At 62.9% G+C, this 13,727-nt stretch carries 12 protein-coding genes; 10 read left to right on the top strand and 2 right to left on the bottom strand.

Annotated features, from left to right (window positions below; translation table 11 throughout):
• Positions 1-9: 9 nt before the first annotated feature.
• From Q1W70_RS05500 to Q1W70_RS05535, 8 genes are all read left to right on the top strand, one after another.
• A complete protein-coding gene (locus Q1W70_RS05500) occupies positions 10-1,458 on the top strand; it encodes an alginate O-acetyltransferase (RefSeq protein ID WP_166588682.1) in 1,449 nt (482 codons plus the stop codon).
• An 8-nt stretch (positions 1,459-1,466) separates the two neighbouring features.
• The gene (locus Q1W70_RS05505; protein ID WP_302098668.1) at positions 1,467-2,588 is read left to right on the top strand and encodes a mannuronate-specific alginate lyase; all 1,122 of its coding nucleotides are present in this window, start codon (positions 1,467-1,469) and stop codon (positions 2,586-2,588) included.
• A gap of 214 nt (positions 2,589-2,802) precedes the next feature.
• Complete coding sequence (locus Q1W70_RS05510; protein ID WP_185818250.1) at positions 2,803-4,281, top strand: MBOAT family O-acyltransferase; 1,479 nt, start codon at positions 2,803-2,805, stop codon at positions 4,279-4,281.
• Positions 4,282-4,292: 11 nt separating this feature from the next.
• On the top strand, positions 4,293-5,468 hold the full coding sequence (locus Q1W70_RS05515; protein ID WP_166588685.1) for an alginate O-acetyltransferase: 1,176 nt from the start codon (positions 4,293-4,295) through the stop codon (positions 5,466-5,468).
• A 15-nt stretch (positions 5,469-5,483) separates the two neighbouring features.
• On the top strand, positions 5,484-6,137 hold the full coding sequence (locus tag Q1W70_RS05520) for an alginate O-acetyltransferase AlgF (protein ID WP_166588686.1): 654 nt from the start codon (positions 5,484-5,486) through the stop codon (positions 6,135-6,137).
• Positions 6,138-6,286: 149 nt separating this feature from the next.
• On the top strand, positions 6,287-7,738 hold the full coding sequence (locus Q1W70_RS05525) for a mannose-1-phosphate guanylyltransferase/mannose-6-phosphate isomerase (protein ID WP_166588687.1): 1,452 nt from the start codon (positions 6,287-6,289) through the stop codon (positions 7,736-7,738).
• 151 nt (positions 7,739-7,889) lie between these two features.
• On the top strand, positions 7,890-8,354 hold the full coding sequence (locus tag Q1W70_RS05530) for a multidrug transporter (protein ID WP_166588688.1): 465 nt from the start codon (positions 7,890-7,892) through the stop codon (positions 8,352-8,354).
• Between the two features lie 35 nt (positions 8,355-8,389).
• Entirely contained in the window at positions 8,390-9,214 is an 825-nt protein-coding gene (locus Q1W70_RS05535; protein WP_302098669.1) for an SDR family oxidoreductase, read from the top strand.
• 94 nt (positions 9,215-9,308) lie between these two features.
• On the opposite strand, the gene Q1W70_RS05540 is transcribed toward Q1W70_RS05535, so the two are convergent.
• Positions 9,309-10,190 (bottom strand): LysR family transcriptional regulator, encoded by an 882-nt coding sequence (locus Q1W70_RS05540; protein WP_166588690.1) that lies wholly within the window; start codon positions 10,188-10,190, stop codon positions 9,309-9,311.
• Positions 10,191-10,300: 110 nt separating this feature from the next.
• On the opposite strand from Q1W70_RS05540, the gene Q1W70_RS05545 reads away from it, so the two are divergent.
• Positions 10,301-11,536, top strand: a complete 1,236-nt coding sequence (locus Q1W70_RS05545) for an MFS transporter (RefSeq protein WP_302098670.1) — start codon at positions 10,301-10,303, stop codon at positions 11,534-11,536.
• Entirely contained in the window at positions 11,536-11,931 is a 396-nt protein-coding gene (locus Q1W70_RS05550; RefSeq protein WP_302098671.1) for a DUF4440 domain-containing protein, read from the top strand. The genes Q1W70_RS05545 and Q1W70_RS05550 overlap by 1 nt, the downstream gene beginning before the upstream one ends.
• Positions 11,932-12,869: 938 nt before the next feature.
• On the opposite strand, the gene Q1W70_RS05555 is transcribed toward Q1W70_RS05550, so the two are convergent.
• Positions 12,870-13,727 (bottom strand): efflux RND transporter periplasmic adaptor subunit, encoded by an 858-nt coding sequence (locus tag Q1W70_RS05555; protein ID WP_302098672.1) that lies wholly within the window; start codon positions 13,725-13,727, stop codon positions 12,870-12,872.

Genomic DNA, 13,727 nt, shown 5'->3' on the forward strand with positions numbered 1-13,727 from the left:
ATGACATCCATGAAACCCCACTTGATCAAACTGCTCGGCCTCACCGGCCTGGCCGCCGCCCTGTTCAGCGTCAGTGACGCGGCCAGCGCCGATGCCGCCAAGGCGCCGAACTTCAGCGCCGAGCCGTGCTGCAACCTGTGCCCCGAAGCCCATGACGCGAAGAACTACACCACCCGCTACCAGCAGAACTTCACCACCCTGGTACAAGCCCAGGGCGACTGGCTATTCCGTACCCAGGAAGACCTGCGCACCGAATTCACCACCACGCCGGCGGGCTTTCGCCGTCTCAAGCAACTGCGCGAAGCCTTCAAGAGCAAGGGCATTGAACTGGTGGTGGTCTACCAGCCGACCCGTGGCCTGGTGAACCGCAACAAGCTCAACCCACAAGAGAAAGCCGCGTTCGATTACGACAAGGCCCTGAAAAACTACCAGGGCATGCTCGCTCGTTTTGCCGAGATGGGCTACGTGGTGCCGGACCTCTCGCCGCTGACCAACGAGGCACTGCCCGAGACCCTGCCGGCCCATGACTTCTACTTCCGTGGCGACCAGCACTGGACCCCTTATGGCGCCCAGCGCACGGCAAAAATCGTCGCCGAGAAGGTCAAGCACCTGCCCGGGTTCGCCGACATTCCCAAGCGCGAATTCGAGACCAGGAAGTCCGGGCGCATGGGCAAGACCGGCACCCTGCACAACATGGCCGGGCAACTGTGCGGCACCAGCTACGCCATCCAGTACATGGACCAGTTCACCACCGAGCCCAAGGGCGAGGCGGCGGACGGCGACCTGTTCAGCGATGCCGGCAACCCGCAGATCACCCTGGTCGGCACCAGCCACAGCGGCAAGAACTACAACTTCGCCGGTTTCCTGGAAGAGGCCATCGGCGCCGACATCCTCAACGTCGCCTTCCCCGGCGGTGGCCTGGAAGGTTCGATGCTGCAATACCTGGGCAGCGAAGAGTTCCAGAAGACCCCGCCGAAGATCCTCATCTGGGAGTTCTCGCCGCTGTATCGCCTGGACCAGGAAACCATCTACCGCCAGATGATGGCCCTGCTCGATAACGGTTGCGAAGGCAAGGACGCGCTCCTGAGCAGCCACTCGACCCTCAAGCCGGGCAAGAACGAGTTGATGGTCAACAGCCAGAACATGGACCTGCGCAACAGCAGCCATCAGATCGATATCCGCTTCGCCGACCCGTCGGTGAAAACCCTGCAAGCCACCCTCTGGTACATGAACGGTCGCCACGAGGACATCAAGATCGACAAACCGGAAACCTCCGACACCGACGGTCGCTTCGCCTTTGAACTGCGCACCGATGAAGACTGGGCCACGCAGAACCTGCTGGCCGTTGAAGTCCAGGGCCCGCAAGCGGGTGCTGCGCCACAGAAAGTCGAAGCGAAAATCTGCAAACGCAACGTGTTCCCGAGCACTGGGCAACGTACCGCCCAGGCCGGGCAATGAGGTCTGCCATGCACAACCGAAAACTGCACCGCCATCTGGCACCCGCCCTGCTCAGCCTGGCCCTGTTCGCCGGCGCCACGCAGGCCGCCGCGCCGCTGCGTCCACCCCAGGGCTATCTGGCCCCGGTGGAGAAGTTCAAGACCGGCGACAGCAACAGCCACTGCGATGCCACGCCGACGCCCTACACCGGCGCCCTGCAATTTCGCAGCAAGTACGAAGGCTCCGACAAGGCCCGCTCGACCCTCAACGTGCAATCGGAAAAAGCCTTTCGTGACGCCACCGCCGACATCACCCGCATCGAACGGGGCACCAGCAAACAGGTGATGCAGTTCATGCGTGACGGTCGCCCGCAACAGCTTGAATGCACCCTCAACCAGTTGGCCGCCTGGGCCAGCGCCGACGCCTTGATGTCCAAGGACTTCAACCACACCGGCAAGTCGATGCGCAAATGGGCGCTGGGCAGCATGGCCTCGGCCTACATTCGCCTGAAGTTCTCCAGCTCCCAGTTGCTGGCGACTCACCAACCGCAAGCGCAACAGATCGAGGCCTGGTTCAGCCGGATGGCCGACCAGGTCGTCAGCGACTGGGACAACCTGCCGCTGGACAAGACCAACAACCACTCGTACTGGGCCGCCTGGTCGGTGATGGCCACCGCCGTCGCCACCAACCGCCGCGACCTGTTCGACTGGTCCGTCAAGGAATTCAAGGTCGGCGCCCACCAGGTCGACGCCGAAGGGTTCCTGCCCAACGAACTCAAGCGCCAGCAGCGGGCATTGGCCTACCACAACTACGCCTTGCCGCCGCTGGCCATGATCGCCAGCTTCGCCCAGGTCAACGGTGTCGACCTGCGCCAGGAAAACCAGGGTGCCCTCAAGCGCCTGGGTGATCGGGTGCTCGCCGGGGTGAAAGACCCGGACGCGTTCGAGGACAAGAGCGGCAAGGAACAGGACATGACCGACCTGAAAGTCGACTCGAAATTCGCCTGGCTCGAACCGTTCTGCAGCCTCTACAGCTGCCCGGCCGACGTGCTGGAGAAGAAGCGCGAGATGCAACCGTTCAAAACCTTTCGCCTGGGAGGTGACCTGACCAGGGTCTACGACCCGGCAGGTGAAAAGGACAAAGGTTCATAACGCAAACACCAGTCCCTGTGGGAGCGAGCCTGCTCGCGATGAGGCCGGGTCAGTCGACATCGTTGATCAATGTCCGAGCGCAATCGCGAGCAGGCTCGCTCCCACAGGGTCGGTGTCAGGTTTGAATTGTGTGACTTAGCCCCCCGATTTTTCGTGGGGGGGTTTGGGGGGGGCCGTTGGCCCTTGAATGTGAGTTCAACTAGGAGAGATCGGGATGGTGTTTTCATCCAACGTGTTCCTGTTTTTGTTCTTGCCGATCTTCCTCGGCTTGTACTACCTGAGCGGGCAACGCTATCGCAACCTGCTGCTGTTGATCGCCAGCTACGTGTTCTATGCCTGGTGGCGGGTGGACTTCCTCGCGCTGTTCGCCGCCGTCACGCTGTGGAACTACTGGATCGGCCTCAAGGTCGGTGCCGCCGGCGTGCGCACCAAGCCGGCCCAGCGCTGGTTGCTGCTGGGCGTGGGCGTGGACCTGTGCATCCTCGGCTACTTCAAGTACGCCAACTTCGGCGTCGACAGCATCAACGCCATGATGACCTCGGTGGGGCTGGAGCCGTTCATCCTGACCCACGTGCTGTTGCCGATCGGGATCTCGTTCTACATCTTCGAGTCCATCAGCTACATCATCGACGTCTACCGCGGCGACACGCCGGCCACCCGCAACCTGATCGACTTTGCGGCGTTCGTGGCGATCTTCCCGCACCTGATCGCCGGTCCCGTGCTGCGCTTTCGCGACCTCGCCGACCAGTTCAACCACCGCACCCACACCCTCGATAAATTCTCCGAGGGCTGCACGCGGTTCATGCAGGGTTTCATCAAGAAGGTGTTCATCGCCGACACCCTGGCGGTGGTCGCCGACCATTGTTTCGCCCTGCAGAACCCGACCACCGGCGACGCCTGGCTGGGCGCCCTGGCGTACACCGCGCAGCTGTACTTCGACTTCTCCGGCTACAGCGACATGGCCATCGGGCTGGGCTTGATGATGGGTTTCCGCTTCATGGAAAACTTCAAGCAGCCGTACATCAGCCAGTCGATCACCGAGTTCTGGCGGCGCTGGCACATCAGCCTGTCGACCTGGCTGCGCGACTATCTGTACATCACCCTGGGCGGCAATCGCAAAGGCACCCTGACCACCTACCGCAACCTGTTCCTGACCATGTTGCTTGGCGGGCTGTGGCATGGCGCCAACATCACCTACATCGTCTGGGGCGCGTGGCACGGCATGTGGCTGGCGATCGAAAAAGCCATCGGCCTGAACACCTCGCCGCACCGCTTCAACCCGATCCGCTGGGCCCTGACGTTCCTGCTGGTGGTAATGGGTTGGGTGATCTTCCGCGCCGAAAACCTGCACGTCGCCGGGCGCATGTACGGCGCGATGTTCAGCTTCAGCGACTGGTCGCTGTCGGAGCTCAACCGCGCCAGCCTGACCGGCCTGCAAGTGGCAACCCTGGTGGTGGCCTACGCGACCCTGGCGTTCTTTGGCCTGCGGGATTTCTACCGCAACCGCCCTGCCGCCCCCCAAGGCACAGCGGCCAAGCCGCCGCGCGGTGGTGACAGCCTGGTGCTGGCCAGTGGCGCGGTGGCGGTCTGGCCACGCTACGCCATGCGCGCCCTGGTGCTGCTGCTGTTCCTCGCCTCCATCCTGAAACTCTCGGCGCAAAGCTTCTCGCCGTTCCTTTACTTCCAGTTCTGAGGGCTCTGACCATGACCCGCTCATTACGCGTGTTCTACATCGCCCTGTTCCTGGTGACCCTGATGGTCCTGGGCCTGTGGTCGGTACGCAGCTTCTTCGGTTTCAGCACCAACGCCGAGGCGACCGTGCTCAACGGCCGCTGGAGCAAGGCCGTGGAAACCCACTACGACGAGCAGTTCCCGATCAAGCGCCTGGGCACCAACCTGTGGGCCGCGCTGGACTTCAAGCTGTTCAACGAAGGCCGTCCGGGCGTGGTGCTCGGGCGCGACCAGTGGTTGTACAGCGATGAAGAATTCAACCCGATCGTCAACGAAGAGCTGAACCTGCAAGGCAACTACGCGCTGGTCGAAGGCGTGCGCCAGACGCTGAAAGAGAAAGGCGTGCAACTGGTGATGGCAGTGGTGCCGGCCAAGGTGCGCCTGTACCCGGAACACCTCGCTGAGGTGAAGCCGGCCAGCATCCACGCCAACCTCTACCAGGATTTCCACCAGCGCCTGGCGGCTGACCGGATCCCTGCACCTGATTTGCTCGGCCCCTTGCAAGCGGCCAAGCACGCCGGCAAGCAAGTGTTCCTGCGCACTGACACCCACTGGACCCCGGAGGGTGCCGAGGTCGCCGCCAACCGCCTGGCCAAGACCATTGCCGACAAGTTCCCGCTGAGCGGTGCCCCGCAAGACTTCGTCACCCAACCCGCGCAGAACGTCACGCACAAGGGCGACCTGCGCCTGTTCCTGCCGCTGGACCCGCTGTTCGAAAACCTGATGCCGGCGCAAGAACCGCTGCACAAGCGCACCACCGTTGCCGCTTCCGACCAGCCCGCCGGTGACGACGCACTGTTCGCCAACACCGAAGTGCCCGTAGCGCTGATCGGCACCAGCTACAGCGCCAACCCCAACTGGAACTTCGTCGGTGCATTGCAGCAGGCCCTGCGCAGCGACGTGGTCAATTACGCCGAGGACGGCCACGGGCCGATCCTGCCGATGCTCAGTTACCTGAAAAGCGACGACTTCAAGAACAGCCCGCCCCAGGTGCTGATCTGGGAGTTTCCTGAACGTTATCTGCCCGTGAACAACGAAATCGGCGACGCCGACCCGCAGTGGGTCGCAGAACTCAAACAAGCCGGTGCGCGCCAACAGAACGTAGCCGCAAACACTCAATCCGAGACGCCCGACCGGGCGCAAAACTGAAAAGAGGTAACTCCCATGACTTGCACTTCCACTCCTCGTCGTCTCGCCAAAACCTTCGCCCTCGTTGCCGGCATGAGCATGCTGTCGTTGTCGGCCTTCGCCGGCGATGCCGCCCTCTACGGTCCCGTTGCGCCAAAGGGCTCGAGCTTCGTGCGCATCTACAACGCCAGCAACGCCGAAGTCAGCGCCACGGTCGGCAGCACCCAGCTGAGCGAAGTTGCACCGCTGGCCAGCAGTGACTTCAGCTTCATGCCCGGCGGCGACTACAGCGCCAAGGTCGGCAGCCAGACCCTGCCGGTGAAGCTGGCCGCCGACCACTATTACACCCTGGTCAACAACGCCAGTGGCCAGCCACAACTGATCGAAGAACCGCCGTTCAAGAACAAGCAGAAGTCCCTGGTACGGGTGCAGAACCTCACCGACAAGGCCCTGACGCTGAAGACCGCCGATGGCAAGACCGAAGTGGTCAAGAGCGTCGCCGCCAAGGGCCGTGGCGAGCGGGAAATCAACCCGGTGAAAGTCAGCCTGGCGCTGTACGAGGGCGAGAAAAAAGTCGGCGACCTCAAGCCGGTCGCCCTGGAGCGCGGTGAAGCCGCGGTGCTGTACGTCACCGGCAACGGCAGCAGCCTGTCGCCTGTGTGGGTGAAGCGCCCGGTGTCGACCCGCTAATACATTTCCAGAAATGTCCTGGCTCTCTGTGGGAGCCGGCCTGCCGGCGATGCAGGCAACTCGGCTTTACCGGTGTACCGAGGTGATGCCATCGCTAGCAGGCTAGCTCCCACAAAGGCCTAATCAAACGATTGTCGAGGAGTAACACCATGATTCCAGTGATCTTGTCAGGTGGTAGCGGTTCACGTCTCTGGCCGCTTTCGCGTAAACAGTTCCCCAAGCAATTCCTCGCCCTGACCGGTGAGCACACGTTGTTCCAGCAGACCCTCGAGCGCCTGGTGTTCGAGGGCATGGACACGCCCATCGTGGTCTGCAACAAGGACCACCGTTTCATCGTCAATGAGCAACTGAGCACCCGCAAGCTGGAAGCCCAGCGCATCCTGATGGAACCCTTCGGACGCAACACCGCACCGGCCGTGGCGCTGACGGCGATGATGCTGGTCAACGAAGGGCGCGACGAGCTGATGCTGGTGCTGCCGGCCGACCACGTGCTCGAAGACCAGAAAGCCCTGCAACGCGCCCTGGCCCTGGCCACCGTGGCCGCCGAGCGTGGTGAGATGGTGCTGTTCGGCGTGCCGGCGACCAAACCGGAAACCGGCTATGGCTACATCAAGTCCTGCAACGATGCGCTGCTGCCCGAAGGCGTCAGCCGGGTTTCGCACTTCGTCGAAAAACCCGACGTCAAGCGCGCCACCGAGTTCGTCCAGGCCGGGGGCTACTTCTGGAACAGCGGCATGTTCCTGTTCCGCGCCAGCCGTTTCCTCGAAGAGCTGAAAAAACACGACCCGGACATCTACGACACCTGCCTGCTGACCCTCGAACGCAGTGAGCAGGATGCCGACACCCTGACCCTCGACGAAGCCACTTTCGCCTGCTGCCCGGACAACTCCATCGACTACGCCGTGATGGAAAAAACCCAGCGCGCCTGCGTGGTGCCGCTGACCGCCGGCTGGAGCGATGTCGGGTGCTGGTCGTCGTTGTGGGATGTGCACGAGAAAGACAGCAACGGCAACGTCAGCAAGGGCGACGTGGTGATCCAGGACAGCCGCAATTGCATGATCCACGGCAACGGCAAACTGGTGTCGGTGATCGGTCTGGACAACATCGTCGTGGTCGAGACCAAGGACGCCATGATGATCGCCCACAAGGACAAGGTCCAAGGCGTCAAGCAGATGGTCAACACCCTCAACGAACAGGGCCGCAGCGAAACCCAGAACCACTGCGAGGTTTACCGGCCGTGGGGCTCCTACGACTCGGTGGACATGGGCGGGCGTTTCCAGGTCAAGCACATCTCGGTCAAGCCGGGCGCGTGCCTGTCGTTGCAGATGCACCACCATCGCGCCGAACACTGGATCGTGGTCAGCGGCACGGCCGAGGTGACCTGCGATGAAAACGTGTTCCTGCTGACCGAAAACCAGTCGACCTACATCCCGATTGCCTCGGTGCATCGCCTGCGCAACCCGGGCAAGATCGCGCTGGAGATCATCGAGGTGCAATCGGGCAGCTACCTGGGCGAGGACGATATCGAGCGGTTCGAGGACATCTACGGACGCTCGACTCCGCTTGAGCGTGGGGTGTCGGTGAAGACCATCGCCCAGTAATCACAGGCAACAAACCAGCCCCCGTCCAGCCGACTGCGTCCCCTATCCGCAGTGGGTTGGGCGGGGGCTTTTTTGCGTCCCCAGCCAGCCTGATCGCCAACCTCCCCTACGCTTAGGTAGGATGCGGGTTCCCGCTTGCGAGGTTTGCTCCATGTTCATCGGCGTTTTGCTGGTCATTACCTGGTTGGTCCTATTGTTGCGTTACCCGGCCAAGGCCTTGCCTGTGTCATTGGCGGCGGCGCTCGGGTTGGGGTTGGTGGCTGTCTGGGTGGTGTGGCTGGACAACCGCGAGGCCAAGCAACTGGCACGCCTGGAGTTGCGCATCACCTACGCCCCCGAGCAGTGCCCGGCGGACCGTCCCTTGCTGCTGACAATGAACAACGGCAACGCTGTGCCGCTGACCGAATTGCGTTGGCGGATCGCCGCCTATGCACCGGGCGATACGGTCAACCTGGCGGACAATCAATACGCCGCACCGCGCTACCGAGGTCCCGGCGAATTGCAGGCCGGCGCCCATTGGCAAGACTGCCTGCCAATGCCGCCACTGCGCCCTGGCTATCGCCCACACACCCTGGAGTTTCGCGCCGAGCGTTTGCAGGGTAGTTTCTCCGACTGAGCCCTCCCCCCCTTTTTTTGCACAAGGACCGCGCCATGCCCGTTGCGTTGATTACCGGATGTTCAAGCGGCATCGGCCGTGCCCTGGCCGAGGTGTTCAAAGCCGCCGGCTACCAAGTCTGGGCCAGCGCCCGCAAACCCGAAGACGTGGCAACCCTGACCGCCGCCGGTTTCACCGCCGTGCAACTGGACGTCAACGATGGCCCGGCGCTGGAACAGTTGAGCGAGCGCATCAACCAGCAACATGGCGGCCTGGATGTGCTGATCAACAACGCGGGTTACGGTGCCATGGGCCCTCTGCTCGATGGAGGCGTACCGGCCATGCAGCGTCAGTTCGAAACCAATGTGTTCGCCATCGTTGGCGTCACGCGCGCAATGTTTCCCGTGCTACGCCGGACCAAAGGGCTGGTGGTGAACATCGGCAGTGTGTCCGGCGTCTTGGTCACGCCGTTCGCTGGTGCCTACTGCGCGTCCAAAGCCGCCGTGCATGCCTTGAGCGATGCCCTGCGCATGGAGCTGGCGCCGTTCGGTGTGCGGGTGATGGAAGTCCAGCCGGGGGCCATCGCCTCCAGCTTCGCCAAGAATGCCGGCCACGAAGCCGAGCGACTGATCAGCGAACAATCGCCGTGGTTCCCGCTGCGCGAAGGCATTCGCGCCCGGGCCAAGGCGTCCCAGGACAAGCCAACCGCCGCCAGCGAGTTCGCCGCCGACCTGCTCAAGGCCGTGCAGCAAGACCGACCTCCGCGCTTGCTGCGCGTGGGCAACGGCAGTCGCGCCCTGCCGCTGCTGGCGGCGTGGGTGCCCAAGGGCTTGCTGGAGTGGGTGTTGAAGAAGCGGTTTGGCTTGCGCGGGCAGCTCTGAAGGTCGAAAAGCATCGCGGGCAAGCCCGCTCCCACAGGAGAGGTGCAGGAGCAGGGCGTGCCCGCGATGGCGACCGAACAGGCACCTACCAACCTCAGCTCCATTCCTTCATGAAATCAATAAACGCCCGCACCTTCAGCGGCAGGTGCCGGGTGTCCGGGTACAAGGCATACACCCCCTGCTGGGCAAACCGGTGATCGGGCAACAAGCGTTGCAAGCGGCCCTGCTGCAGATCCTCGGCGATCAGCCATTCAGGCAGAATCGCCACCCCCTGCCCCGTCAGGGCAAATGCCCGCAGGGTGGCCGAGTTGTCGGCGATGATCGCGGTCTTTCCAGGTTGAGGTTGATAGACATGCTCAGTGCCCGCGGGGTCGGTGACCGTCAACTCGGGCACCCGCCCGTGCCCCAGGGTCGGCAGTGCCTCCAGCTCGGCCAGGCGGGTCACTGGGCCGTGGCGTTCGAGCAGCGTGCGCGTCGCCACCGGGTAAATCTCGAAGGTCGACAACTGCACGGCGCGCAGGTTGGAGTCGTGCATACGCCCCAGACGAATCGCCACGTCAAACCGCTCGGAAATCAGGTCGGCATGGGTCGAGGACGTCGATAAGTGAATGTTCAACTGCGGATGCTGCTGGCGGAACACCTCCAACGCGGCCACCACCTGGGCCAGGGCAAACTCCAGGGTGGTGGTGATCCGCAGCGTGCCCTTGAGCTGGGTGTGCTCGGAGCGCGCCTCCTCGATCGCCAGGCGTGCTTCATCCAGGGTGCGCAAGCAGCGCAGATAAAAGCGCTCACCGGCATCGGTCAGCGCCAGTTGCCGGGTGCTGCGGGTCAGCAGGGTCACCCCCAACTCGGCTTCCAGACGCTTGAGGTTGAAGCTGACCACCGCCCGGGTTTGCCCCAGCAGATCGGCTGCGGCGGTCAACGAGCCGGCCTCGACGACGGCCTTGAAGGTATCGAAACGGTCCAGGCTGACCATGGTGACGGCGTTCCTTGTCAAAATAATTTTGACAAACTAGCAGGCAAATCAGTGTTTCTCTAGCATTTGCAGCGCACTACCCTGCCCGTCTCTTGGACCGGGAAGTTGTCATGGCCTATCGCTGGAAAGTCGCATTGGTGTATCTGCTGGGGTTCGCCCTCGACCTGATGAACATGTTCGTCGCCAGCATTGCCTACCCCGACATCGCGCTGCAATTGCACGCCTCGGTGACCCAACTGGCGTGGATCAGCAACGCCTACATGCTCGGCCTGACCCTGATCATTCCACTGAGTGTGTGGCTGGCGGCGCGGTTCGGCGAGCGCCGGCTGATCCTCGCGTCACTGCTGCTGTTCGGCTGCGCGTCGCTGTTGGTGGCCGGTGCCCAGTCGATTGAAGCGCTGATCGGCTGGCGGCTGCTGCAAGGGCTCAGTGGCGGGCTGTTGATCCCCCTCGGCCAGGCCTTGGCGTTTCGCCAATTCCCGGCGCAACAACGGGCCCAACTGACCACCTGGGTGATGTCGGTGGCGTTGCTGGTGCCCGCGCTGTCGCCGGCCGCGGGTGGGCTGATCGTGCAAGCGCTGTCGTGGCGCTGGGTGTTCTACCTGAATCTGCCGCTGACCCTGCTGGCGCTGGTGCTCGCGGCCTGTTGGCTGCAGGCCGACGCGCCGCGGGCCACGCAACGTGCCCAGGATAGCGCGGGCAATCTGTCGGCCTGGCTCGATCTGCAGCTGTTGCACAGCCCGTCCCTGCGGCTGGCCATGTGGGTCTACCTGTTGATTCCCGGCGTGTTCATCGGCACCAGCCTGATCGCTGTGCTGTACCTGCACCAACAAGGTTGGGGTAACGCGCAGATCGGCGCCCTGATGCTGCCGTGGGCGCTGGGCTCGGCGCTGGCGATTGCCGTCGGCAAACGCGGGTTCAACCGCTGGGGCCCCAAGCCGTTGCTGGTGGTTGGCGCCCTGCTGCAAAGCCTGGGCATTGGCCTGCTGGTGCTGATCGAGCAACCGCAAGGCTGGCTGCCGGTGCTGGCCTATGCCCTGATGGGCCTGGGCGGCAGCCTGTGCAGCAGTTGCGCGCAGACCCTGGCCTTTATCGACATTCTTCCTGCCCGTATGAACCACGCCAGCGCCCTGTGGAACATCAATCGGCAACTGAGTTTCTGCCTCGGCGGCGCCGTGCTGAGTGGATTGCTCAGCGTCCTCGGCCCGCACTCGGCGCATGCCTTCGAGCGCTGTTTTCTGGCTGCCGCACTGCTCTCGCAGGTACCGCTGTGGGCCGTGCTGCGCTTTGATTCATCGGGCGTGAAAGCGCTCGTCACCGCCCACCCACTCCTGGAAAAAAGCTGATGAACGACTATCGCGATTACGTTACTGAAGTCACCCAGACCCTGATCGACATTGAGCAATGGTTCGCCGGCACCCCCGATCGGGGCGTACTGGACCGCCTGCTGGCGCGCTTCTCCCCGCAGTTCTCGATGATTGCTCCCAACGGCAACAGCCTGGACTTTGGGGCCTTGCAGCAACTGTTCGAAACCCTGGGCGGTGCGCGTGCGGGAATGCGCATCGAGTTAAGCGAAATGCACGGGCTCGACCAGCATGCCCACGGCGCCACCCTCAGCTACCGCGAGTTGCAGTCGGATGCCAGCGGGGTCCTCAATGATCGCCGGGCCACGGCGGTGATCGAGAAACTGCCGTCAGGCCAACTGCGGTGGCGGCATTTGCACGAAACCTTCTGCCAATGACGGGGTGCCCGTAGCCGCTGTCGAGCCCGCGATATCCATAGGTATCTACCCAACTTTGTAGCGGCCTGTGGCGAGGGAGGAGCTTGCTACCGTGGCGGCCCCTGGGCTTCTGGCGTGTTGGATTAGACCGAGTACATATCCATTTCTGCGGGAACGGCCACCTATGGTTCCGCTTTTACAGCGGCTCACTTTTGACAAGCCGGAATGCCGGCCCAGGCAAAAGTAAGCAAAACGCTCTTGCCCCACCACTCGGCACCTCGCTTGGGCTCGGTGTTCCCTCACTCCGGCTTGAATCCGTGGGCCGCCGCCACGCGCCATCCATGGCGCGGGGCGGCTAACCCGGCGTCCTGCCGGGTTACCCACGGCTTCAAGCCTGCGTTCGGCCAGCGTGGTTAACGGGGCGCCCAGGATCAAAAGCCAGAGCCAGAGCTAAAGCGAAAGCAAAAGCAAAAGCAAAAGCCAGATCAAAAGATGGCTGACTTCGTCAGCGTCTTAGGAAGTAGAAGCTACACCGCGCATGCCCCTGCGATCAGGTCGGCTCTAAGGCCGCCTCGCTTTGTTTTTGATCCTGGGCGCCCCGTTAACCACGCTGGCCGGAATCCGATATTGATTTGGGGGGTAAACCGGCAGGACGCCGGTTTAGCCGCACTGGGCCAGGGATGGCCCATTGCGGCGGCCCCCCAAATCAATGTCGGAGTACGGGCATGCCGAGCCTAAGCGAGGCACCGAGTGGTGGGGTAAGAGCGTTTTGCTTACTTTTGGCTGGGCCGGCATTCCGGCTCTCAAAAGTGAGCCGCTGTAAGAGCGGAACCATAGGTGGCCGTTACCGCAGAAATGGATATGTACCCGGTCGAATCCAACACCCCAGAGGCCCACAGGTACAACGTCGCACCACAGTTGTGTAGATACCTACGCCGCGATATCGCAAGCCAGCAACCTCACGGCGTCTGCTTGACCACCACGGTGCAGGTAATCCCCGCCGCCAGCAGCGCCCCGTCCGGGACTTCGTCGATGTGAATCCGTACCGGCACCCGTTGTGCCAGGCGCACCCAGTTGAAGGTCGGGTTGACGTCGGCGATCAGTTCACGGCTTTCGGGGTTGTCGCGGTCGTAGATGCCGCGGGAAATGCTTTCCACATGCCCCTTGAGCACTTCTCCGCTCATCAACTGCATGTCGGCCTGATCGCCGACGCGCACCCGGGGCAGTTTGGTTTCTTCGAAGAAGCCGTAGACCCAGAATGAGTTCATGTCGACCACCGCCATTTTCGGCTCGCCGATACGCGCGTAGTCGCCGCGATGCACGTTGAGGTTGGTGACATAACCGTCCACCGCCGCCAGCACTTTGGTGCGTTTGAGGTTCAGTTGCGCCGCTTCCAGCTGCGCCTGGGCGTGCTGGTAGTCTGCCAGTGCCGAGTCAGCGATGTTGCTGGCGTCGTCACGGTTCTCGCGGGAGATCACCAGGTTGTCGAGGTCGGCGCGCCGGTGGGCATTGACCTTGCGCATCTCCCAGGTGGCCTTGCGCGAGGCCACCTGCGCTTGCGCCTGCTTGACCGCGATCAGGTAGTGCTCGGGGTCGATCTGCATCAGCAGGTCCCCCCTTTTCACCAACTGGTTGTCGCGCACCGGTACGTCCACCACTTCACCGCTGACGTCGGCGGCGACGTTGATGATGTCGGCACGCACCCGGCCATCGCGGGTCCAGGGGGTGTTCATGTAATGCACCCAGAGGGTCCGGCCGATCCACATCGCAAGGGCCAGCACCAACAGGGTAGCGAGCAGGCTGAAGAGCTTTTTCAT

Source organism: Pseudomonas kielensis (assembly GCF_030505375.1).
In the GTDB taxonomy this organism is placed as follows: Bacteria; Pseudomonadota; Gammaproteobacteria; order Pseudomonadales; family Pseudomonadaceae; genus Aquipseudomonas; species Aquipseudomonas kielensis.

Coding starts and splice junctions, on each gene's coding strand:
- Q1W70_RS05530 (WP_166588688.1), top strand. CDS start 7,890: ATGTTCATCGGCGTTTTGCTGGTCATTACCTGGTTGGTCCTATTGTTG.
- Q1W70_RS05525 (WP_166588687.1), top strand. CDS start 6,287: ATGATTCCAGTGATCTTGTCAGGTGGTAGCGGTTCACGTCTCTGGCCG.
- Q1W70_RS05520 (WP_166588686.1), top strand. CDS start 5,484: ATGACTTGCACTTCCACTCCTCGTCGTCTCGCCAAAACCTTCGCCCTC.
- Q1W70_RS05545 (WP_302098670.1), top strand. CDS start 10,301: ATGGCCTATCGCTGGAAAGTCGCATTGGTGTATCTGCTGGGGTTCGCC.
- Q1W70_RS05550 (WP_302098671.1), top strand. CDS start 11,536: ATGAACGACTATCGCGATTACGTTACTGAAGTCACCCAGACCCTGATC.
- Q1W70_RS05540 (WP_166588690.1), bottom strand. CDS start 10,190: ATGGTCAGCCTGGACCGTTTCGATACCTTCAAGGCCGTCGTCGAGGCC.
- Q1W70_RS05555 (WP_302098672.1), bottom strand. CDS start 13,727: ATGAAAAAGCTCTTCAGCCTGCTCGCTACCCTGTTGGTGCTGGCCCTT.
- Q1W70_RS05500 (WP_166588682.1), top strand. CDS start 10: ATGAAACCCCACTTGATCAAACTGCTCGGCCTCACCGGCCTGGCCGCC.
- Q1W70_RS05505 (WP_302098668.1), top strand. CDS start 1,467: ATGCACAACCGAAAACTGCACCGCCATCTGGCACCCGCCCTGCTCAGC.
- Q1W70_RS05515 (WP_166588685.1), top strand. CDS start 4,293: ATGACCCGCTCATTACGCGTGTTCTACATCGCCCTGTTCCTGGTGACC.
- Q1W70_RS05510 (WP_185818250.1), top strand. CDS start 2,803: ATGGTGTTTTCATCCAACGTGTTCCTGTTTTTGTTCTTGCCGATCTTC.
- Q1W70_RS05535 (WP_302098669.1), top strand. CDS start 8,390: ATGCCCGTTGCGTTGATTACCGGATGTTCAAGCGGCATCGGCCGTGCC.